Genomic DNA, 23,419 nt, shown 5'->3' on the forward strand with positions numbered 1-23,419 from the left:
CTTAATATTTTATAACGGCTTTTAATCCGTTCTTACTGTTACCTGCAGCAGCAATCGCCAATTCGAATTCGTCTAATGAGTGCTCTGAAGTTACAAGATTCTCCAGATTATAAGTAGTTTTTTTCATGAAATTCAGTACGTAATCTACGTCTTCATAACCCGCACTTCCGATGATCGATTGGCAATGCATCGTAATTTTTTGAAGATCGATTACTCGCGGTGTATGGTGGATCCCGATCACAACCATCTTCGCGCCCATCTTACCGTATTGCTGGAACTGCTGCGGAATTTGTTCTACACCGACTGCATCAATAAAAATATCTACGTTTATCTTGTCGCCGAATAGTTCGGATTCCACACCGAAAACATTAGCCAATTTGGCTCCAAGGTCTTCCTTCATGGAGTTGCAAACCTCAAAATCGAATTGTTTCAATAAATCAAGTCTAAAATCGCTGATATCTACGATTAAGATCTTCTCCACTCCCCTCGACCTTAACCCAAAGGCAGCAGCAACCCCAATGATACCTGAACCGAACACAACAGCCGTCTGGCCAGGCTCAGGATTAGCTCGCTTTGCACCATAAAAACCGACTGTAAATGGTTCGATCATAGCTGCGGTTGTATTGGATATCTTGTCAGGTACTTTATATAAGCTATGATTCAGCAGAACATTTGGAATAAGAACTTTCTCGGAGAATCCTCCAATGGTAGCCGCACGCATCATGTCTCCTTTAGCGAAGGTCGGATAAGGATACACTCGATCGCCGACTTTGAAATCCTTTACATCTTGTCCCGCTGCAATCACTTCACTGATCATTTCATGTCCGAATTCGCTATTGGGATAAATAAGCACTTTATCCCCGCCATGAGTGTAGGCAGCGATATCCGAACCACAAATGCCGGAGACTAAATTCTGAATAATGACATCCTTCTCGCCTAAAATCGGGTCCGGAATCTCTTGAATAACCACATCACGAACACCTCGATAAATTGCTGCTTTCATAAATACAGCACCTCCATATTCTTTAGCGATCAGTTATAAACATAACAGCACAGAATATGGGAGGATACAAACATCATGCAAATTATATCAAATTTGTGCTTTTTTTATTCTAGCTTTCTACTTCAGCTTGATTACGAAATTGGCCAGGTGTCATCCCTGTTACCTTGCGGAAGGTATCGGCAAAATGGCTTTGCGAACTATAGCCCAGCTTCTGAGCAATGTTGGAAAGCGGGAATGAAGAGTGCTCTAGAAGCAGCTTGGCCTCGAATATCTTCTCAAGACGGATACGGGCGGTCAGCGTCTCTCCTGTCTCACTCTTATATACATGGGCTAAATGGCTTCGACTGCAATGAAGCTCTCGGGCAATTTCACCTATAGAGAGACGCCCATACAGATTCCCCCTTACGAACGAACGGCATTTGCGAACAAGTGGTGAGTAATACGAATCAACGGCCGACTGTGCAACCTTATACGAATACTCGAGAAAGATTTGCTTATGCATTTCTAACAGTACCCGAACTGATTTACTCCGCCTAGCTTTATCAATATAGCTCCTGTACAACCCCGATGCGGCCATTTCCGGCATTCCGCCTTCTACAGCAGCGCGGACGATTTGGGGCCACAGGAACTGGATGATCATATAGGCAAAAGAGTACTCATGTCTAAAGATCATTTCAGTAAATTGGAGATACTCCGGATCGTTAAGCTCAGTCTCAATCTGGCTGCTATTTCCCTTGCGAATGCAGCTGAGCAAATACGATAGAGAATCGTTTCCTTTTCTTAGGGCATAAGCGTCAGTGATTTCGTTTAACTTCTCCATGTACAGCACCTCAAATTCTTTTAGAGATAATCCGCGATCATCTCCGGTTGATCAAACTGGCTATTATACAGGTTCGCATAGAACCCGCCCTTCCTCAGCAATTCATCATGCGTGCCTTGTTCAACGATGTCACCTTGATCCATGCAAAGGATCATATCAGCATTCCGAATTGTGGACAACCGGTGTGCAATAATAAAGCTGGTCCGGCCTTCCATAAGTTTATCCATCGCCTTTTGAATCAAAACTTCCGTTCTTGTGTCCACAGAACTGGTCGCCTCATCCATAATGAGCACTCTCGGATCAGCCAGAATGACCCTTGCTATCGTAAGTAATTGCTTCTGGCCTTGTGATACGTTGCTCGTCTCCTCGTTTAATTCCATCAGATAACCTTCAGGCAGAGTCCTTACAAAATGATCGACCTGAGCTTCCTTGGCGGCCTCAATAACTGCTTCATTCGATGCGTTTAAGTTTCCATAACGGATATTATCCATAATTATACCATTGAACAGCCATGTATCCTGCAAGACCATGCCAAACTTGCCGCGGATATCCTTCCGTCTGAATTCAGCCTGATCATTCCCGTCAATAAGAATCCTCCCGTCGTCCAGCTCGTAGAATCGCATCAGTAACTTGACGATTGTTGTTTTCCCTGCTCCCGTCGGGCCAACAATCGCAATGCGCTGTCCCGGCTTAACATCCAGTGAAAAGTTTTTAATATTCGGCTTCCCCTTCTCATAGCCAAACTTTACGTGCTCGAATTGGATATTACCCTGAATCATTACTTCATCCACGGGTATAAAGGCTTCTTCCTCTTCTTCTTCTTCCTGATTCAAAAAATCAAACACGCGCTCTGAAGCGGCAACCAGCCGTTGGAGTTGGCTTGATAAATTCGCCAACTGCATGATTGGCTGGGAAAAATTCCTCACGTATTGAATAAAGGCCTGAATATCGCCAATGCTCACTTTTCCGTTAACAGCCATCGACCCACCAGCGATGCAAATCAAGACATATCCGAGATTACTTATGATCATCGTAATTGGCATCATTAAACTGGAGTAGAACTCAGCTTTTTTCGCATATCCAGCAAGCTTTATATTCTCCGCATCGAATTGCTTCAGTGCTTTCTTCTCGCCGTTAAAAGCTTTCATAATCATGTGGCCGCTGTACGTCTCCTCTACATGTCCGTTGACACGCCCGAGAAACTCTTGTTGATGCCGAAAATGCTTTTGTGACACCCGAACAAGAAGCATAACGAAAAACAGCGAGACGGGCACTGTCACAACAGTGATTAGCGTCAGTTGCCAGTTAATTGTCAGCATCATCACCACAACTCCGATGACCGTAGCCATGGAAGTGAGCAATTGGGTGATACTTTGACTGAGAGTTTGTTCCATAGTATCCACATCATTCGTCATTCTGGACAAGATATCTCCTTGACTATTACGCTGAAAATATCCAAGAGGCATACGATTGATCTTGGTCATGACTGCGTTACGGAGATTATACGAAATCTTAGTTGCAAGATCAGCCATCAAGTGTCCCTGAAAATAGCTAAATAAGGCCCCAAGTACATACAAACACGCTAACGAAAGCACGATTCTACCGATAAAGTGAAAATCGATTGTACTGGAAACCTCTTGCATATTCGATGAAATGCCCGTCACAAGTTCATCCGTCGCCTTAGCAAGTATTTTTGGTCCGACAATGTTAAATAGTGTAGCGCCTACGACAAGGAAAGCCACGGTAGTAATCCTCCAGCGAAATGGTGCCAGGTAAGTTAACAGTGTCTTCATCCCAGCCTTGAAGTTTTGGGCGGAGGGTGGGTTTAATCCGGCTTTGCTCATGCCAATGCCTCCTTCTCCAGCTGGGATTCTGCAATTTCCCGATAAGAAGCACAGGATTTAAGCAATTCTGGATGTGTTCCTTTACCAACGATCCTCCCCTTATCCAGCATGATAATTTGCTCTGCATGCTTAATCGTGCTTACACGTTGTGCAACTACCAAGACAGTCGCAGTATAAGTGAAAGGTCTAAGCGCTCTTCGGAGAGCCGCATCTGTCTTCAGATCTAGTGCTGAGAAGCTATCGTCGAAAATATAAATAGGCGCTTTCTTAATCAGTGCACGGGCTATGGCAAGCCGCTGCCTTTGACCTCCACTTACGTTAACTCCTCCCTGAGAAATTGTTGTCTTTATTCCATCCGGCATATTCTGTACAAATCCTTTCGCTTGAGCTACTTCCAATGCTTCCTCAAATTCCGACTCATCTGCAGACTCCATTCCATACCGGACATTTGAAACAATATCTCCAGAGAATAAAAATCCCTTCTGTGGAACGTAGCCTATATTAATGTGTAGCTCCTCTTGTGAATGTTCACGAATATCGATCCCATTTATTGTAATTACGCCATCAGTCACATCATAAAAACGAGGAATAAGGTTCACTAGTGTCGATTTACCTGAACCAGTTGTACCGATGAAGGCCGTCATCTGACCTGGCCATGCCGTAAAACTGATGTCTTCCAAAACCGGTTCTTCCGCATTCTTATACTGGAAGGAAACGTTCTTGAATTCTACCCTCCCTCCTTCTTCGACGTTAATTGACTTCGCATGTTTGGGATCGGAAATGCTCACTTCGGTGTCAAGTACTTCTTGAATCCGTTCCGCCGAAGCCAGTGCACGCGGGATCATCATGAACATCAATGACATGAGTAAGAAAGACATAATGATTTGTGTGGCGTACTGCATGAAGGCCATCATGTTACCAATTTGAAGTTCGGAAGTCGCTACCGCTCCTGCTCCTACCCAAATAATTAGTAGGATAATAAGGTTCATGACCAACGTCATTGCCGGAAACATGAATGCCATCGTCCGCTGAACAAACCGGTTTGTCACCTTAAGATTGCTATTGGCTTGTTCGAACCGTGTCTCTTCGTACTTTTCATTTCCAAACGCACGGATGACTAACATACCGGATAAATTTTCTCGGGTGATCAAATTCAGCTTATCGATTAATTTCTGCAGCGTCTTAAACTTCGGCATTGATAAGGAAAATAAGACAAAGACAATACCAAAGATTGAAATGACCGATACTGCGATAATCCAGCTCATTGACAAGCTACTGCGAATAGCTAGAATGATACCTCCGATGCCCATAATAGGCGCAAAGAGCAATAAACGTAGTCCCGTCAAGATCAACTGCTGAATCTGCTGCACATCGTTAGTGGTTCGAGTAATGAGCGATGCGGGTGAAAACTGTTCATACTCTACTTTTGGGAACCGGGTGACTTTCTCGAAGATGTCTCTGCGCAGCTGCATCGCAACCGACGTACCGATCCTGGATCCAAACCAGCCCACCATAATTGCTGCGAGCCCCCCGAGTAATGATACCCCTAACATTTTCATTCCAATTTCAATCATGTAAGCCCGCTGGAACTGCTTCAGATCAACACCAAGTTCGTTATAGAAAAGGCGGGTGAACGTTACTCCAATTCGAGAACTGACCAAGGAATTATCTGTTGCTGCCGAGCTGATGAAGGAGGTCAACTCACCAGAAGCTTTACGTTCTGCTAAGAACGGCAGCATGGAGTACAATTGCTCCAGTTTCAGATTTCCGTCATTAGACTCAGACTTCTCTAATGAAAGCACAAGTGCATGAACTGCGCGGGTGTAGGCCCGGTCTACGTCCTCTGAGTGCGGGTCATCCCGAATCAAGATATCCTGCTTATCTTCAGTAGGGTAACGTGCTGAGATTTCCTTGTTCGTTCCAGCCAAAACTAAAGAATATCCATCCGCAAGGATTGCTCCGTCCTGCTCGTCTAGAAAGATATTCAACAGTTCAATTCCCTCGGCACTGATCGCCTCAGGTGCTCCAGACTCAATCCCTCCCGATTGAATGCCGATATCGACCATTTCACTCATTAATCTCGGCTGACCTAAATCACAGAATACCTGAATCAGCAGAAAGGCCAGACTAACTGCCAACGTAAAGGCAAAAGGTCTTAGATAACGTAAGATAAGCTTCATACCACTCCACCTTCCTTCTCGGACAGATACAAGTTGTTCTTGCCCTTACTGTCAGGCTCCTAACAATATAGGCATGGCAATCACTAGTTCAGATTCCTCTTTAACTTTTCAGCAAGTTCAATAAATACAACTATCTCTTCTTCACTCAATCCACTGCGCAAATGGTTCTCGAATTCCTCAAATCTCTTAACGACCCGTTCGTGCATTCTATCGGCTTTCAAAGTCAGGGTCAGCTTCTTAAGCCTGGCATCATGTATCACCGGTTCACGAATAATAAGTCCGTTTCGTTCCATTAACTGCAGCATTCCAGTCACCGTTGCACGCCGGACATTAAAATCCTTCTCAATATCCCGCTGAAACACAGCACGATTCCGATTGGCTTTTAAGTAACCAATGATCCAACCTTGCATGCCGGTCAAGCTCTCCTCCCCATCATCTAATGAGCCATCGTCTAATTTCCGTTTGATTAAGTTGGCCAACACCTTGATTTCAAATCCTATAGACTTAGGCGGCTTCATGCAGTCCAACTCATTCGTATATCGTGCAGTCGCATAGTCATCTTAAGCACCCACCTCCATTACGACCTATATATTTACTTTCCTTAGGGTTAAGCATAGGGGAAGTTTTCATCATTCTCTAACGATATAACGACTTTTCGAATGACGGTTTGACGACTTATTAGTTTATAAAAAGCAAAAGCACCCACCTCTTTCGAGTCGAGTGCTTTTGCTTTATTTTCGTCATGGTCAATGGGAGACTAATCCCACAAAGAGTTGGTTATTTTGTCAGATCCCTTTTTCTCAGACAACTCCTTCATGATCGCCTCACCCTCTATGTCTACATTCGGAAGGATACGGTCAAGCCATTTAGGAAGATACCAAGCTGATTTTCCTAGAATAGTCATAATAGCCGGAACAAGCATTAAGCGTACAACAAATGCATCAAACAGGATTCCGAAAGCAAGAGCAAATCCCATGGACTTGACCATTGATTCTTCAGCCAGAATGAATCCGGCAAATACAGAGATCATAATTAATCCTGCTGCCGTTACTACAGCTCCGCTGCCTTTAATTCCGGCAAGAACAGCACGGCGGGCATCACCAGTATGTTTGTATTCTTCACGCATTCTACTGACCAAGAATACCTCGTAATCCATGGCAAGACCGAATAGAACACCAACTACCATAATAGGCAGGAAGTTTAGTATGGGTCCAGTTGCATGAAAGCCGAAGATGCTCCCCATGTGACCATCTTGTATTACGAATACAAGGAAACCAAATGTTGCCACTAATGATAGAACAAAACCCAGGACTGCTTTAATAGGGATTAACAATGACCGGAATAAGAGCATTAGTAATAGGAACGCAAGCCCAACAACTACTATTGCAAATTTGACGATTGCCGCATTCAAGTGTTCTGAAATATCAATGTTAACAATGGTACTTCCTGTCTCGAATAATTGCACCTGTCCATCATTTTCTAATGTAGATGCTTTATCACGGATAAGATGAACCAGCTCTTTAGTTTCAATATCATTTGGACCTGTATTAGGGGTAACACGAATCATCTTTACTTCCCCTGAACTTCCCGGAATAGCAGGAGTGATACTTTTTACTTCCGGAACACTTTTTAATTCCTCAGTTAACTGCTCAATGGAAGCATTCAATATGTTTTCGTCATTACTTTTAGCCAAAATAACTATTGTGCTATTATAACCCGCACCAAAACCTTCCGCGATAAGATCGTAAGCACGGCGTTCTGTTTTTGATGTAGACTTTTGTGCATCATCCGGGATACCCAGGTTCATATGGAAAAAAGGTATTGCCAGCACACACAAGAAGGAAACCCCAAAAATAACAATTAACCAAGGGCGTTTAGTAACAAATCTCCCCCATCGGCTTTCCGAACCTTTTTTCTTGGAAGACCTACTAAATAATTTTAAAAACCTATTCTGCTTGTTATAACTAAACCGTTCACCTAAGACCCCGAATATTGCAGGCATTATTATAATTGCAACTAAAACGGCTGCTATAACACTAAATGCACTTGCAATACCCATTGTTGTTATAAAGGGGATTCTAGCTACAGCAAGACCTCCCAGACCAATAACGACAGTAATTCCCGCGAATACAACAGAGGTTCCAGCCGTAGCATTTGAGATTGCAGCTGACGTTTCCACATCATACCCTTCTCCGAGTTGTTGGCGGAATCGAGAAATCATAAGCATAGCATAATCAATTCCTACAGCTAACCCTAACATTACTGCTACCGATATAGAGTTTAATGACATGTCCATCACATTTGAACTAATTAATATACACATTATCCCTATCAATAGGCTTACCAGTGCGGTTATGATAGGGAAAATGCCGGTTAGAAAAGAAGCGAATGTAATTGACAAAATAATAAAGGCAACAAGAACACCTATGGTTTCGGTAGGACTAACTCCGGCGCTAGTTGTTATCAAACTTGCATATCCCGATCCTGTTAGCTCAGCTTGCCATCCTTCATTACGCATAGATTCTGTAATGTGGATTAGAGCGTTTTTGGATTCGTCAGAAACATCCGGTTGCATGTACGTAATTATCGCATATCCTATGTTATTCCCAGGACTTAACGTCATACTTTCATAAGGATCAGAAATCCCTTTTACTTCAGAATCGCTAGCAATCTCCTTCAAATACTTTTGAATAAATTGTTTTTCCGGTTCAGTTGTAAGATTCGCCTTGTCCGGAGCTTTAAACACGAGTTGAATCTGACCACCTTCCTCAGCAGGCGCCGGAAATTCAGTACTCAATAATTTCATGGCATCTTCTGACTTTAAACCAGGTATTGACATCTCTGAACTAAATGAGGGTCCTAAAGATATTGCTATACCAACAAGTAATAATAAAACAACTAAACCACCTACAAGGACTTTTATACTATTCTTCGCGGACCATGATCCCAGTCGAAATAAATACTTCGCCACTCAACAACCACCCCTTTATTTAAACATAAATATATTTTAGATAATTCAGCATGTGATTACATCGTACCAATAGGCAGAAGTACATGTACCTTTGGGCAATTCCACACAGAAACAAAAAAAACCAGAAAGATATTACTCCTTCTGGATTTTAACTAATTTAAATGTATCATCTTTTTTTCTAGTGCAACTGCAACAGCTTTAGATCTGGAATCAACTTCAAGCTTACTATAAATGCTTGTTAAATGTGCTTTTACGGTTCGTTCTGAGATCCCAAAATCAAACGCAATTTCTTTACTTTTATATCCTCTCGCAACTAAACGCAGAATTTCCAATTCTTTAATTGTTAATACATTCTCTTCCTCTGCAACGGGAGATAACTTTTCTTTGGTTATGGATATTAATTTTGTCATCATATCTGATAGTAGAATAGTATCACCAACAATGGCTGATTCAATTACGCGAAATAAATCCACACTTGTTGTATCCTTTAGCAGATAACCCTTTGCACCTAGATTCAATGCCTCTAGCATCAAATCACCTTCGTCATATGTGGTTAAAATAATAATTGGTATAGAAGAACCTTTGTCTTTTAGAACCTTCATAACTTCTATTCCATCCATAACCGGCATCCTTAAGTCCATTAGCACTGCATCAGGTAAAAGCTCTGTTACGAGTCTTAGAGCCTCGACACCGTTGACTGCCTCACCAATAACCTCAAACTTATTTGTCGTTTCCAAGATCAATTTTATGCCTTCCCGCACGACACTGTGGTCATCAACAATTAATATCTTGTAGGGTTTCATTCATTTTCTCCTTCAAATATTGGAACCTTCACTCTTACAAGGGTTCCGCTATTATTACTTGTTATTTCTACTGATCCTCGTAACAACTTTGCCCGTTCTTGTATTCCTAATAACCCGTAATGTCCCTTTTGTTCTACAATTTTTTCCATAATGAAACCTTCACCATCATCTTTAACTTCGATCACAAGAAAATCATTTGAGACCTCAGCACTAACCCAGACATTTGTAGCATTAGCATGTTTAAGAATGTTTATCATACATTCGCTTATTATCAACAAGATATTCTCGGTTAAATTCTTCGATAATTTATGATCCACCTTGAGATTTACAGAAACCTTGATCCCTGTTGAACTGATAAAGCGATCGATCTCATCTCTAACTTCTTCAGAAAAACTCTTCTCGTTAAATTCTGGTTTGAGACGTAAGTTATCTATCGCTTTACGTGCATCCTTCAAAATACTGCGAGCCTGATCTGTGGAACGCAGAGAAATTTCTTGTGCCCTATGAATATTTCCGTTTGTAATAAAAGAGCCTATAGCTTCTAACTGCATGATTAATCCGGCAACGCCTTGTGCCATTGTATCATGTAAGTCACGAGCCATCCGTTGTCTTTCATTCGCTAGTGTTAATTCCTCAACCTTCATGTATGCAGCCTCCAGTTCATGCAAATATTTTTGCGTCCGCAATCGTGAATGTACTTGCTGAAAAAACAGACCTGTATATGCTGACACGACAATAATTAACAATAAAAAAGGAGCAAGCACTAAAGTTAGGTTGTGAAATTCCCCTACGCAGACTAATACATTAATAAATATAGTTATACTTAAGGCAATGACCAGTATGGTTTTTCTTTTATTATAGTAGAATCCAATACTCTGCCCCACCAGGACAGGTAGTAAACCCACTAATATAGTTACAGCAGCTGAAGGCATAAGAATTGAGCTAATTGAAATTAATGAACCTTGCAGGATAAAAAAAGACCATGTATATCGCTTAGCAAAAAGAGCTGATTCCCAGTTTACATAAAGAAAAATAATGAATAATGCACTGAAAATTAAATACTCTGCTAAATGAAATTCCCTTATGCTCTGAATAGTTGTCGAACCATAAACCAGCGAGGACCAAATGAGTACCGGTATTCTAAAATCATTCATGGTTTGGATAAATGAGGTTGTTTCACGATTACCATAGAATTTTAGCAAATTAAACATTAGGCAATCCCCCCATAATTAAGTCAGCTACCTTCTCTGCTGCTTCCCCCAGTAGTAATCCCGTTTGGTCTGTTGCCCATAGATAACCTGCCTCATAGCTTAGAGCGGCGTAAATCCGTGCATAGAATGTGCGATCTTCTTGCTCATATATATTTGCTAAACACTTTTCCAAGTGACTGCGTAAAGTATCAATCATTCGGGAACGCAGCTGTGGAATTTTGCTTTCATAATTGCCTTTGCAGGTGTTGTTTATCTGTTCATAATACTCAAACACTGCATAAACAAGTTGATTAATTTTTTCTTTATTGAATAGATAGACATCCTTTGTATGTAATTGTACCATCTGTGCAGCGGACTCCCCGATTACTTCATCCAATACTTCATATTTGTCCAGAAAATGAGCGTAAAATGTAGCCCGATTTACATTAGCACGTTCACTTATTTCAAGAATCGTTATTTTTTCAATACTTTTTTTACTGGCAATTGCTAAAAACGCTTCAATTATTGCCTGCCTTGTTCCAGTCTTCCTGATATTCTTGACTTTTATGGTCATAAATAACTCTACAACTCCCTATCTCCACATATATGGATTATTGTTGGTTGCTTAGTAAGACAGCAACTTATAGACTTGACTTAAAACGACATGAGTTGTTTTAAATATATCAAAGGAAGGTGAGGTTATCCATGAAAACCATTGCCATTGTCGGAGCCGGTCCCGGCCTAGGATTATCTATTGCCAAAAGATTTGGTAAACAACAGTTCAAAGTAGCTTTAATTGCCCGCAACGCCGATAAATTGGCAGCAATCATTCAAGAACTTAATAATATGGACAATCAAGCCAAGTTTTACTTAGCTGATATCAGCCAGTTGACCCAATTAAAGCGAGCACTTGGTGAGGTGAAAAGCGATTTTGGCGGAATTGACGTACTGGAATTCAGCCCGTCCGCAGGCCTTGAAACTTACAAACATATACTGGAGACTACACCGCAAAGCGTCTTGGAGTACGTAAACGGCTATTTGCTTCCAGCCATTCAATGTGTAAATGAAGTACTACCTGAAATGCAACAAAAAGGCGAAGGATCCATTCTTTTCTCTAGCGGGGTGTCTGCGCAATATCCACTCCCCTTTCTCGGTAATGGGAGTGCCGTTATGGCCGCATTACGAAATTATGCATCCAATCTGCATGAGACATTGAAGGTTAACGGGGTCTATGTAGGCTTCTTGGCCATAGGAACCCTAATTAAACCTGGAACAGAAGGAGATCCGGATTTGATTGCAGAGGCTTGGTATGAGCTGTATCGCAACAAAGATAAGTTCGAAGAAACTTTCCCTAAAGATTTCAAGCCTGTTCAAGAATTATGACGGAACATCAAATTGCAATAGAGAGTAAGCAGAAAGAGCGGCTTCTGCTGGTCTTGATGGCCACTTTGATTTTATCTGTGATGAATGCTGCCATGTTTAATGTCGCACTACCGCAAATGCGCGAAGAGTTCGAACTGACAGCTTCTCAAGTCAGTTGGGTAATGACTGGTTTCACATCTTTATATGCTATTGGAACAGTGGTATTTGGAAAGCTTTCTGACCGATTCAGGTTAAGAAATTTATTAACCATCGGATTGCTTTTTTTTGCCGGCGGTTCACTGATTGGACTTTTCTCCACCAATTTTTCAACCGTCATTGCCGGAAGGATCTTGCAGGCAGCAGGTGCGTCTGTCATTCCGGCAGCAGCTTTAATCATTCCTGTTCGCTATTATGAGCCAAAGAATCGGGGACATGCACTCGGCATGGTTTCGATGGGATTAGCGATCGGAACTGCTGTCTCGCCAATTGTAGGAGGCTTTATTGTTCAGACCTTCCACTGGCGGGTACTCTTTGGCCTTACTCTTATAGTTCTTGTTGCATTACCATTTTTCCGAAAATACTTGCCTGATCATCCCCCATCTAGCGGTACAATTGATGCGCTTGGGGCCGGTTTGCTCGCTGCCCTGGTTGCTTTCTTACTATTAGCGATAACTTGGAGTAACGGCTGGTTAACGCTAGCCGGAATTCTTATGCTTTTGTTGCTTATCTGGAGATTGACTAAGGCGAAAACTCCATTTATTCAACCGGCACTTTTTGGCAATAGGCGTTATGTTACAGCGCTGGTCATCGGTTTTTTGAATGCGGCGGTGGTAATGGGAGTCTCATTTGTAATACCGCAATTATTGACCGAGTTGAACGGACTATCTCCAGGTATGGTTGGTTTTGTGGTGTTTCCAGGAGCATTCATCTCCGCGGTGTTTGGAAAAAGTGCAGGTAAGCTAGCCGACCGCCATGGAAATCCGCTACTTGTGAGTCTGGCTATGACTCTGATGTTTCTCTGCTTCTTCCTGCTGTCGCTTATGGCAGGTGCAGATCCTTGGGTAGTAGCCTTAATTCTGATTGCCGGAAGTGTTGGTCAGGTTTCTATGCAGTTTGGTCTATCTAATACCGTCTCACGAACATTAACACAGGAACAGGTCGGCATCGGCATGGGGCTTTTTTCTATGATAATGTTTCTCTCAGGAGCAATGTCGACGGTTATTATTGGTAAGATTATTGATTACGGGGATTCCTCACTGACCTTGAATCCGCTGCATCTGTATGCCTCTGGAACGGTGTACAGCAATATCTGTGCAGGTATGGCCGTAGTTGTATTAATCGTGTCTTTATTATACTTTTGGCATTTTGGACGTACAGGTAATAAGAATTGGCAGAGGGGGGAGCAATTATGAAAGTGGAAATATGGTCGGATTTCGCATGTCCGTTTTGTTATATAGGAAAGCGCCGATTTGAAGAGGGACTGAGCAAGTTTCTGCATAATGAACGAGTAGACATCACGATAAGAAGCTTTCAACTGGATCCCCATGCATCACTTGACGGCAACCCTAGCACATACGAATTGATGGTACAAAAAATGGGAATGTCTAACGAACAGGCCTCGGCAAGTGTAAATCATATGATACACCTGGCAGAATCGGCTGGACTTGAATATCATCTTGACAAGACGATACGAACTAATACATTTGATGCACATCGACTGATGCATTTTGCTTCCGTTCAAGGGAAGCAACTGCAAATGACCGAACGGCTAATGAAAGCCTATTTTACTGATACCTTGCATATAGGTCGTCACGAGGTACTGGCTGAATTAGCGGTTCAAGTAGGCCTGAATCGCGATGAATCGCTCAGAATACTGAAAGGCGAGGATTATACCACAGAAGTCCGTAACGATACTAAAATGGCAACAAAAGTCGGTGTACGCGGTGTTCCATTCTTTCTGATCGCAGGAAAATATGCAATATCCGGTGCACAGACATCAGATGTTTTTCTACAAGAGCTGGAACAAGCATGGACAGATGTACAATCAGTAGAGAATTCTCAGGCTTCTTCAGACATTTGCACTGCAGAAACAGGATGTGAATTGCCTGAACACAATTCTTGAACCGATGCGACATCCTGAATGTTAATTGTTAAGAGGCAGCTCCCTTCGGCTGCCTCTTAACTTAATGTCTATTAAATAGTTTGCTTACCGTTTTTTAATTATTTAATTTCTCGAGCATATCATCCAGCATTTCTTCAGTGAAATCAGCTCCACTGAAATTGAGTAGTGCGTGCAGCGGGATCCCGTTCATCATAGCCTGAAGCATTTCTGAACTGAAAGCATTCTCGTCCATTCCATTTCTGGATTGACTCGAAAGAATTGCTTGAACAATCTGCGCAGCATCCGGATCTGCCATCAAATCACCGACCGTTGAAGTTCTAGTGTAGCTTTTCGGAAGAGAAACTGTAGACTCCACATATACGGATTCTGTCAGTATAATGTCCTTAGAGGACATTCCGATCAAGAGATTGAACTCCCCCGTTTCAACATGCCAATCTTGCAATTTGATATTATAATAAGCGAAGGCGCGCTTTCCAAGTGTGAAGGACACGGTTTTAGTTTCTCCTGGTTTTAGTTCAACCTTTTCAAAGCCCTTCAATTCTTTTGCCGGACGAATAACGCTACTCGCCACGTCATGTACATACAGCTGAACGATCTCTTTACCCGTCATATTACCTGTATTTTTCACTTGTAGTGTAACGTTGACGAAATCAGTATCCTTCAATGTTTTGTTGCTAACCGTAAGGCCAGTATATTCAAAGCTTGTGTAGCTTAAGCCAAAGCCGAATGGGAAGAGCGGTTCAATCTTCTTCATATCATAATAGCGATATCCGATAAATAAGCCTTCCTTGTATTCCACTCTATCGCCTTCCCCTGGAAAATTCAGATGGGACGGATTATGTTCCAGTATCATTGGGAAGGTCTCAGCCAGCTTGCCGGACGGGTTAACATCACCGAATAGCAAGTCGGCGATCGCTCCGCCAAGTGCTTGACCACCCAAATACGCCTCTAGCAGCCCTTTCACCTTACAAAGCCATGGCATCTCGACAGGAGAGCCATTACTCAGTACGACAACGAGATTCGACTGCACTGTAGAAATAGCTTCTATTAGAGCAATTTGATTTGCTGGAATACGCAAGTGCGTACGATCATAGCCTTCAGACTCGTATCGCTCCGGCAATCCAATGAACATAATAGCCACGTCCGATGCCTGAGCCAAATGGATCGCCTCTGCTTCCAAGCGCTCGTTTACCTCATCGCTCGCAATCTCATAACCTTGCGCATACATGACCGCTGCGCCGCCTGCAGATTTTTTAAGCTCCGCGGCGATATCGTCTAACTTAGTAGGATTTACATGAGAGCTGCCGCCACCCTGATAACGTGGAGCTTTTGCAAGCTCGCCGATAACCACTATGTTTCCTTCCTTCTTAAGTGGCAGAATACAATCCTCATTCTTAAGTAGCACCATGCTTTCTCTCGCTACTTCCCGAGCCAGTTGGTGATGATCCTCCACACTATAAGAAGCATTTGGTTTTTTATTGTCAACGGCTTTGAAGATGACCTTGAGTAGACGACCCGCTGCTCGGTTGAGTGCCTCTTCAGTCAAAGAGCCATTGCGTACTGCCTCTATAATCTTATTGTCTCCCTTACCGTTGCTGGACGGCATTTCGAGTTCCAGGCCTGCTGCAAGTCCGCGGACTCTCTCGTTGACAGCCCCCCAATCAGAAACAACAAATCCTTCGTGCCCCCATTCTTCCTTCAAGATATCCGTTAGCAATCGATGGTTTTCCGAAGCGTAATCTCCATTCACTTTGTTATAGGAGCTCATCACTGTCCATGGCTGCGCCTTTTTCACAACCCCTTCAAAGCTTGCCAAATAGATTTCCCTCAACGCACGTTCGTCCACCTCCGCACTGACAGACATTCGGCGATATTCCTGATTGTTGACTGCAAAATGTTTCAGCGATGTTCCCACACCCTGGCTTTGTACTCCCTCAATATGGCCGGTCGCGATCTCGCTTGATAGGTACGGATCCTCAGAAAAGTATTCAAAGTTTCTGCCGCAAAGCGGCGAGCGTTTCATATTGGCACCCGGTCCTAGCAGAATTGAAATGTCCTCTGCCTGACATTCCTCCCCAAGTGCAATTCCTACTTTACGGGTCAGTGACACGTCCCATGAGCAAGCCAGACCTGCTGCGGACGGAAAACAAGTGGAGGGCAAGCTGCCATGTAACCCCAAGTGATCTGCAGGTCCCTCCTGCTTCCGCAATCCGTGAGGTCCGTCTGTCATCATGATGGACGGGATTCCCAATCGTTCAATCGGCTTCGTTTGCCAGAAGTTTAATCCAGAACACAGACCCGCTTTCTCTTCTAAAGTCATTTCCGAAATCAATTGTTCAATATTTCTTTCCATGATTCGTCCCTCCTGGTTATAATCTTTAAGTTGTGCTGCTGCTTCACAACTAACTTTAATGTTAAAAAAAGACCTTAAATCCCGTGGAATTTAGGACTAAGACCCGTGCTACCCTTTTCTGTGAAGATTATATTCATTAGCAGGTTAATATGATAAGAGCTTTGCCGGATTCTCAACGGTGATTTTCTGGATTTCTTCGCCAAGACCGAACTGGTGCAATTGTCCGAGCATCTCCGGGAACCGGGTATATCCATAGGAACCGGCAGTTTTGCCATACGCCTTCGTTATACAATCATGCCCACAGACAATCTGAGAACCATAGCCTTTTTTTAATAAAGCAACCAAGCCCTTCACCCGGTCATAATCATCCGGAAGCGTTGTTACAAATGTCCCCCAGGAATCGAAGCCTATATATACTCCATGATCTAGAATCTTCTCAAGATACTCCGTATTAACGTTTCTTCCCATTTCAGGACTACTCAGATATACATTATTCTCACAGCCTCTACGCAAAAACTGGTCCTGGTGCATCATTAACAATCTGTCAGGATTCATTCCGCATTCCTTAAGAGCCACATCCACAACCTCGTATAGATGTTCATTTGTCATTGGATAGCCCGTATGAACATGAACGGAAAGACCTGTTTCATTAGAGAGTCTTGCTTGTGCACGAAGCGCATCTAATTCACTCTTGTCGATGGAACCATCTTCATTGATCGCATTCACCGCGCATTTCAAAAAGCCAGGTTTAACATCGGTGCCATCGATACCTTCTTCAACTTCCTTTTTGAATACTTCGTACATAAATATATCGTCTTTGCCGATATATTCATCCGGACGGGCGGCTGCAACATAAATTCCGGTACATGTAACAAGGTGGATTCCGCTCCGCTCGGCAGCTTCCTTCAACTGCCCGGCTGGAGCCCTCAATCCTATTGGAGATGCATCAACGACAGCTTGACCTCCAATCTTTTGGAATGCGTTGAATTCAGCGACTGCGAAATCAATATCTCCGGCCAATGAACAATCATCTGAAAAAATGGACATTCCCTGTCTTAAGCCCGCCAGATTTTCCATACGAAGCTCCAGCATATAATCAGGTATTCTGCCCTTAAAATGCATAACCTGTCTATTTAACAAGGAAGCGTCTGCAAGCACATGCTCATGCATCGTGGTATACCCTAATTCGACCGGTTTAATATCCCCTAGCACGGTTGTAATTTTTTTCATGTGGTTATGCTCCTTAAATACCTTATTCTTGATCATAAGGTAAGCCGATTTCGTCCCATATTGCGAATACTTGTTCACTTAATCGCACATCCCTGTTGGATGGCTCGAGGTCAAAGATATGCAGCGGACTGTTCTTACCTTCATATTTCGGCCATTCAATGGATCCGCCATTCGGATTACCCGTCTTAGCGAAATTCAGCCAAGCTCCATTAATCTGGTCACGGATAGCTTCCAGCTGATCCTGCGGTGTTCCTTTCGTGGCATAAGAGAAATAACCTCTATCCAGAGTATCAAGTGCGAAGGGAATCTCAGCTGCATGAACAGCACCCATATTAAGCTGCTGATAAGCAACAGGCACAAAATCAAAGCGATACATCCACACATTACCGTGGTTTACCTGATTGTCTGCACAGATATAGGAATGCATGGCAAAGAAATAATCATTAACAAAGCTGCTAAGCGCTTTACGCTCATCTTCAATATCGGAATAAGCTGCTCTGAGTTCCGGATAATACTGTTCTTTGCCGTTGTTTTTGAGCATAGTCTCAACACATTCCCAGGAAGGAAACCACCCCTGCACCACTTCGGTTGACTGAATGAAGGTATCACCCTCGTCACGATTATATCCGATAATCACATCGACGCCTTCGGCACTGCCATTCTGGATAGCGGTCCAAGGACGTTCTGGCAACAAATCATCACCGAATAAAGGACCAGGCATGTTAATTCCTGCAAATAATGTTGTGAAATCCTCATAAAACTTGCTACCCGCCTTTTTAATGATGTCAATATCCATCGTCTTAAGCTTGTAGACCTCTTCAGGCTGTAACCCGATATATTCAAGAAAACGTGGTATCACTAACTTTGTATATTCTCTGCCACCGCTGAGACGGGGAAGGCCGCTTTGTGAAATCGCTTTTTGAAACAGACCTTTTGCTGCTGGGCTTGCAAGTAAATCAAATATCGCTACTCCGCCGCCGCTTTCTCCAAAAATGGTGACATTGCCAGGATCTCCGCCGAATGCTTCGATATTTTCTTTGACCCATTTTAGTCCCTCAATATGATCGGAAATTGTACAATTTGTATCAAAGGAATCGTCGAACTGGTTAAAATCGTAATAACCGAGCGGCCCTAAGCGGAAGTTGAGATTAACACGGACCACACCGTTTGCTGCCATAGGAGCACCATCATAGCTCGGGTCGGTGTTGAAGCCATAATGAAGGCCACCGCCGTATAGCCACACAACAACAGGGAGGTTTTCAGCATTTTTGGGTGCCCACACATTCACATTAAGGCAATCTTCATCTTCACCCTCTCGGAAAGCGATAAACTGGATAGGATCATGACCGGCAACCTTACAATCTCTAACACCCTCCCACGGATCAGCCGGTTGTGCACGCTTAAAGCGCAGGTCTCCCACCGGTGCTTTACCAAACGGTATACCAAACCATGCGTTGACACCTTCTGTTTCAAAACCTTCTACTTTTCCTTTTTTGGTGTTAATAATCATAAGATTAACCCTCTCCTTAATCAATTTAAATCAACATTTGTTGACTTCGTTACATCTTTACAGTAAGTTTAATGTCATCAGTCGTCAATAAGGTGACCCAGAACGAAGGAATGAACTAGACAGAATCTACTAAAGTTGTTGATTTGAAAGGAATTATATGATGAAAACAAACAAAAAAATACTTCAAACCAAACAAGCTCTACAAAACGCACTCTGGTCTCTTATCGAACGTTTGGACATCAAGGACATTACCGTTTCCCAAATATGCAACGAGGCTCAGATCAACCGGACCACCTTTTATAAATATTATTCGCTGCCGCTAGATATCCTAACGGAATATGTGGAGGAGATGTGTGAACTATCTTTGCAACAAAACAGCGAGAAGAAGGGTACTTCTTCAGAGGAAGATATTTATCGTATGATGTTAGATATATGCCGCATTCATTATGAGAACAAACAAATTATGAAGATTTATATGGAGTTTCATAAAATTTTAATGCCTATTATTCATAAAGCATTATTGGAGAATTTAGGTGATCAGCTAAACGAATCCTCTCTAAATAAATTCATCTCTGGTGGAGTTACTGCAATTATTTATCAGTGGAGTCTGAATGATTATCAGCAATTGCCTGAAGAAATTGCCGTAATGTTGACTACTTATATTCATAGATTATCTGGAGTACCCCATGATGGATTACTTAACTAAAAAGGTACAGTCTCTCTATTTTTATTGAGTGATTGTACCTTGCCTGCTTGCAACCGCTAACTATACTTTGATTACGTCACTTTCTGTAATACCATTGTCGTTGTAGCTATCTACTCTTACATAGACATCCTGGCCTTTCACGAGTGCGCCAATTCTTACGCTCTGTCCGAAAACCTGATAGCTGTGGTAGAGCTTGTCAGGTGAGTAACCCCACTCTACAACATAGCCCGTGCCATTGCCCTTCCAGCTTAATTCAATGTCTAGATCACTTAATCGTTCTATTGTAATAGCCGTTGCTTGTTCGGGGGCCGGTCCGCTGCCAAGCCCGAATATTCGTAATCCGGATACGCAAGCAACCTGTTCGTATGGAAGAGAAGTGATTGTGAGTCTAATATACCTTGCCTTTATCCCCTCCTCTATGACTACCAGGTCGTGGGGGAGATCTGTGTTCACTTCGCTCTTGTCTTCGATAAAGAAGTAGGTGTTCCCGTCTGCCGACCCCTCCAGCTCCCATCGCGTCGGCTGCGGAGTTTCATCTATCCATCGCACCTGACCCAGTTCGCCCCTAAACTCTACTCCATCCGGAGGAGACAGAAATAGACCATCATCCGCAAAATTAATCTGTACAGCATGAACATCATATTCTTGGCCGAGGTCGATCTCGATCCACTCACCCGGCTTGTTCGATGCTGCCTTCCACCAGGTTTGAACGTTTTCGTCTGTTACACTGGTGGTGATATAATCCTCTGCACAAGAAGAGGCATTTGCCGGCTTGGCGTAGGAGAGCAGCATCCATTCCGGTTGTGCCCACGGGTCGTGCTTGGCCAAATCTACCTTGATTGGCCAGTCACCATAACGTTGATTGCAGAACAACTCTCCGTCATCATCCCATCCTGCCGGCCATAAACCAATGCGGCGTTCAAAATTATGGTTCTTGGCTATGCGCATGGTGGCTGTATGCCATAGATTCGCATACTCATCTTTCATAGTGGAGCCGTGCCCAGCTCCAGCTATAAATCCGCCGGGCTTATAGGAGTACGGATTGTTTTTGGCAAGCTTGAAAGGCCCCAACGGGCTATCCCCCACATAAACCCCATCCGCATAAATGTTATAACGGGAGCCAGGACTTGCATACTGCAGATAGTACACATCGTTATGCTTATTCATCCATACTCCCTCGATATAGGGGGCCCCCGTTACATAAGCCAGAGCTGCAGCTCTCAATTCTTCTGGTATGTTGTCTTTACTTTCCTCAAAATTCTTCAGCATCTCGGTCATTTTCCCTGGTGAATGAGGTGGTATGTGGTTTTCCCCCGATCTTTCATATCCAATATCCTCAACATTACCGAAGATCAATTCCTTTTTCTCACCAATAGACGTCATATCTGCAGGGTTAAGTTCGATGCCGTAAAGGGGCAAACTAGTTGACGATCCCCAGTATAAATAGACTCTTCCATCGTCATCTGCAAACAAATTAGGATCCCAAAATGGAAAAGTACTCTTGATTTCCTCGAACTCATCACTGAACAAATCTTTAGTACGGTAGAAGTTGCAGATTTCGTGTGAGGATGCACAGAAATAAACATAATCCCCAACAACTCTCACGTCCGGTGCGTAGTCGTATGCGGGCAAACTTTTAAGCGAATGAAAATTCCATGTAGCGATATCATCGCTATACAAAAAACCGCAAGTCATCGACGGGAACATATAATATCTGCCTTTAAAATTGATCATGGATGGATCAGCCGCCTCACGGGAGACAGATATTTTACCACTTTCAGTCTGGTTAAACTGGTACTTGTAGCCAACGTTAATTGGATTACATAAATATTTCATATTAACCTCCTACAGGAATTGTTGATTATTACTCCGCTGTCAAAGTATTGTAAGTTGCCTAACATCATTTTAAGGAATAACCCATTGGTCTTCTAACGGTTTGACGACTAATAGACTAACACTTTTACGACTAATTAAATAAAAGATTAAAAATATACTCTACAAGCTTATTCTTGACCCAATAACAATTCTTCTATATAACCTTAAATCCATGTACATATTCATAGAATTCAGATTGTTATTTGTTGATGCAATTTAAAATCATATCCTGTAATAGTCGTCAAAGTGTCATTGAAAAAGTCTTCAAACTGTTAGAATGACGATCAATAGTTCTTTAAGATAGAATGAGAAGTTGTGGCCGATTGAACTGCTAAGTGTTTTTTTTCACAACCGAATATATACTCCTTTAAAGAAACATTTCACTTTTTGTGTAACCCTATACACTCGCACTATCATCTGAAATACTTTATTTATTACCTGTAATTTAATCACTAGACATTAAAAATTAAAAACAGCAGGTCTCCTTATTGAGACCTGCTGTTTTTATACTACAAGCTAAGTGGGTTTAATTTTAAAGCAACTAATTAAATCATGCAAAATCCGAATTTGTAAATTTCTTCGATAATGTCACGACGATCAAATTCGACTCTATAATTAATATTTTTTATATTTTTACAATTATTTGTCTGAAGTTGTTTTTTTCGAACTTTTTTTCTATTTGAGAAAGAGAGGAGATGTTCATAATGAACAAAAGACCTAAAATTTCATCCGATGTTGAAAAGGGATTTAGTCGTTACATCCAAACATGTCTGTTCCATACTAGTCGTGAATTTTTCAGAAAAGTGGATCGAGATGCTCAATACCTTCAACCAATGGGCGAAGATATTGATAACTTTCAGCTTATGGTCTATTCTTATTCCCTTTCTCCTACTGTATTAGTAGAGATACAAGATTACTTAGGTTCTGTCATCAGAGCATTAAGTCCAATGGAGAAGAAACTTATAACTTTAAAATATTTCGAAGGAAAGACCGATTCTGAAATTGCTTGTTTATTCGGATTAACTCAACAAGCTGTCAGTAAAGCCAAAAGATCATTATTGGATAAACTTAGGCACCAACTGGAGTTGTAGAGTTAAATTCCCCCCGAATGCCCTCCCCCATTTCTACTATAAACTGGAACCTTCCATAGAAAGGAGGTAATCGTTTGAGGGAAGTAATGGATCTTATTGAGTTAGCTCAGGGTGGGGATAGGCTAGCTGAAGAAGAATTAATTTTTCGATATGAGCGATTAATCTATAAATATGCATGGCACAACGGTCAATATAATGAAGACTGTAGACAGCACCTAATTATTTCTTTTATAATGGCAGTCCGTCGATTTGATCTAGATCGTTATATAAATAATTCATTGAAATAATTTACTTATTTTTGGCAATTTAATTGCCAATGTTATTATTTTTGGTTGTATTCACAAATACTAAATACCATT

General features: G+C 42.3%; 19 protein-coding genes. 6 read left to right on the forward strand and 13 right to left on the reverse strand.

The features are described 5' to 3' along the window. Position 1 precedes the first annotated feature (1 nt). From NST58_RS24405 to NST58_RS24445, 9 genes are all read right to left on the reverse strand, one after another. Entirely contained in the window at positions 2 to 1,003 is a 1,002-nt protein-coding gene (locus tag NST58_RS24405) for a zinc-binding dehydrogenase (RefSeq protein WP_076191974.1), read from the reverse strand. Positions 1,004 to 1,112: 109 nt separating this feature from the next. After that, on the reverse strand, positions 1,113 to 1,823 hold the full coding sequence (locus NST58_RS24410) for an AraC family transcriptional regulator (RefSeq protein WP_076191976.1): 711 nt from the start codon (positions 1,821 to 1,823) through the stop codon (positions 1,113 to 1,115). 20 nt (positions 1,824 to 1,843) lie between these two features. Next, positions 1,844 to 3,667 carry an ABC transporter ATP-binding protein gene (locus NST58_RS24415; RefSeq protein ID WP_339244468.1) on the reverse strand — a complete coding sequence of 608 codons (1,824 nt, stop codon included), beginning with the start codon at positions 3,665 to 3,667 and terminating at the stop codon, positions 1,844 to 1,846. Next, positions 3,664 to 5,847, reverse strand: coding sequence for an ABC transporter ATP-binding protein (locus NST58_RS24420; RefSeq protein ID WP_076191980.1), 2,184 nt, complete (start codon positions 5,845 to 5,847; stop codon positions 3,664 to 3,666). The genes NST58_RS24415 and NST58_RS24420 overlap by 4 nt, the downstream gene beginning before the upstream one ends. An 83-nt stretch (positions 5,848 to 5,930) precedes the next feature. Beyond that, positions 5,931 to 6,365: a MarR family winged helix-turn-helix transcriptional regulator gene (locus NST58_RS24425; RefSeq protein ID WP_076191982.1), complete on the reverse strand. Its 435-nt coding sequence runs from the start codon at positions 6,363 to 6,365 to the stop codon at positions 5,931 to 5,933. Positions 6,366 to 6,604: 239 nt separating this feature from the next. Further along, positions 6,605 to 8,818, reverse strand: a complete 2,214-nt coding sequence (locus NST58_RS24430) for an MMPL family transporter (RefSeq protein ID WP_076191985.1) — start codon at positions 8,816 to 8,818, stop codon at positions 6,605 to 6,607. Positions 8,819 to 8,970: 152 nt separating this feature from the next. Continuing rightward, on the reverse strand, positions 8,971 to 9,621 hold the full coding sequence (locus tag NST58_RS24435; RefSeq protein WP_076191987.1) for a response regulator transcription factor: 651 nt from the start codon (positions 9,619 to 9,621) through the stop codon (positions 8,971 to 8,973). Further along, the gene (locus NST58_RS24440) at positions 9,618 to 10,832 is read right to left on the reverse strand and encodes a sensor histidine kinase (protein ID WP_076191989.1); all 1,215 of its coding nucleotides are present in this window, start codon (positions 10,830 to 10,832) and stop codon (positions 9,618 to 9,620) included. The genes NST58_RS24435 and NST58_RS24440 overlap by 4 nt, the downstream gene beginning before the upstream one ends. After that, positions 10,825 to 11,385 (reverse strand): TetR/AcrR family transcriptional regulator, encoded by a 561-nt coding sequence (locus NST58_RS24445; protein WP_076191991.1) that lies wholly within the window; start codon positions 11,383 to 11,385, stop codon positions 10,825 to 10,827. Before NST58_RS24445 ends, NST58_RS24440 begins: the two co-directional genes overlap by 8 nt. Positions 11,386 to 11,516: 131 nt before the next feature. Here NST58_RS24445 and NST58_RS24450 point away from each other — a divergent pair, with 131 nt between their 5' ends. Genes NST58_RS24450 through NST58_RS24460 form a run of 3 tightly spaced genes read left to right on the forward strand, consistent with a single transcriptional unit; the run spans position 11,517 to position 14,295 of the window. Further along, on the forward strand, positions 11,517 to 12,194 hold the full coding sequence (locus NST58_RS24450) for an SDR family NAD(P)-dependent oxidoreductase (protein WP_076191993.1): 678 nt from the start codon (positions 11,517 to 11,519) through the stop codon (positions 12,192 to 12,194). Further along, on the forward strand, positions 12,191 to 13,585 hold the full coding sequence (locus NST58_RS24455; RefSeq protein ID WP_076191996.1) for an MFS transporter: 1,395 nt from the start codon (positions 12,191 to 12,193) through the stop codon (positions 13,583 to 13,585). Before NST58_RS24450 ends, NST58_RS24455 begins: the two co-directional genes overlap by 4 nt. Continuing rightward, a complete protein-coding gene (locus NST58_RS24460; protein ID WP_076191998.1) occupies positions 13,582 to 14,295 on the forward strand; it encodes a DsbA family oxidoreductase in 714 nt (237 codons plus the stop codon). The genes NST58_RS24455 and NST58_RS24460 overlap by 4 nt, the downstream gene beginning before the upstream one ends. 94 nt (positions 14,296 to 14,389) lie before the next feature. On the opposite strand, the gene NST58_RS24465 is transcribed toward NST58_RS24460, so the two are convergent. The 3 genes from NST58_RS24465 to NST58_RS24475 form a co-directional block, all read right to left on the reverse strand. Next, positions 14,390 to 16,648, reverse strand: coding sequence for a glycoside hydrolase family 3 C-terminal domain-containing protein (locus NST58_RS24465; RefSeq protein ID WP_076192000.1), 2,259 nt, complete (start codon positions 16,646 to 16,648; stop codon positions 14,390 to 14,392). Positions 16,649 to 16,792: 144 nt separating this feature from the next. Next, positions 16,793 to 17,878, reverse strand: coding sequence for a hypothetical protein (locus tag NST58_RS24470; RefSeq protein WP_076192002.1), 1,086 nt, complete (start codon positions 17,876 to 17,878; stop codon positions 16,793 to 16,795). Between the two features lie 22 nt (positions 17,879 to 17,900). Further along, on the reverse strand, positions 17,901 to 19,388 hold the full coding sequence (locus NST58_RS24475) for a carboxylesterase/lipase family protein (protein ID WP_339244474.1): 1,488 nt from the start codon (positions 19,386 to 19,388) through the stop codon (positions 17,901 to 17,903). A gap of 157 nt (positions 19,389 to 19,545) precedes the next feature. Here NST58_RS24475 and NST58_RS24480 point away from each other — a divergent pair, with 157 nt between their 5' ends. Further along, positions 19,546 to 20,094 (forward strand): TetR/AcrR family transcriptional regulator C-terminal domain-containing protein, encoded by a 549-nt coding sequence (locus NST58_RS24480; protein WP_143762741.1) that lies wholly within the window; start codon positions 19,546 to 19,548, stop codon positions 20,092 to 20,094. Between the two features lie 60 nt (positions 20,095 to 20,154). On the opposite strand, the gene NST58_RS24485 is transcribed toward NST58_RS24480, so the two are convergent. Then, positions 20,155 to 21,930, reverse strand: coding sequence for a family 43 glycosylhydrolase (locus NST58_RS24485; RefSeq protein WP_076192008.1), 1,776 nt, complete (start codon positions 21,928 to 21,930; stop codon positions 20,155 to 20,157). 743 nt (positions 21,931 to 22,673) lie between these two features. Between NST58_RS24485 and NST58_RS24490 the strand changes: the two genes are divergently transcribed. Both NST58_RS24490 and NST58_RS24495 read left to right on the forward strand, forming a co-directional pair. Next, the gene (locus NST58_RS24490; RefSeq protein ID WP_076192010.1) at positions 22,674 to 23,060 is read left to right on the forward strand and encodes a sigma-70 family RNA polymerase sigma factor; all 387 of its coding nucleotides are present in this window, start codon (positions 22,674 to 22,676) and stop codon (positions 23,058 to 23,060) included. A 74-nt stretch (positions 23,061 to 23,134) separates the two neighbouring features. Continuing rightward, positions 23,135 to 23,347: a helix-turn-helix domain-containing protein gene (locus tag NST58_RS24495; protein WP_256716537.1), complete on the forward strand. Its 213-nt coding sequence runs from the start codon at positions 23,135 to 23,137 to the stop codon at positions 23,345 to 23,347. Positions 23,348 to 23,419 lie beyond the last annotated feature (72 nt).

The organism is Paenibacillus sp. FSL R10-2796 (assembly GCF_037965315.1).
GTDB classification, from domain to species: Bacteria; Bacillota; Bacilli; order Paenibacillales; family Paenibacillaceae; genus Paenibacillus_AQ; species Paenibacillus_AQ odorifer.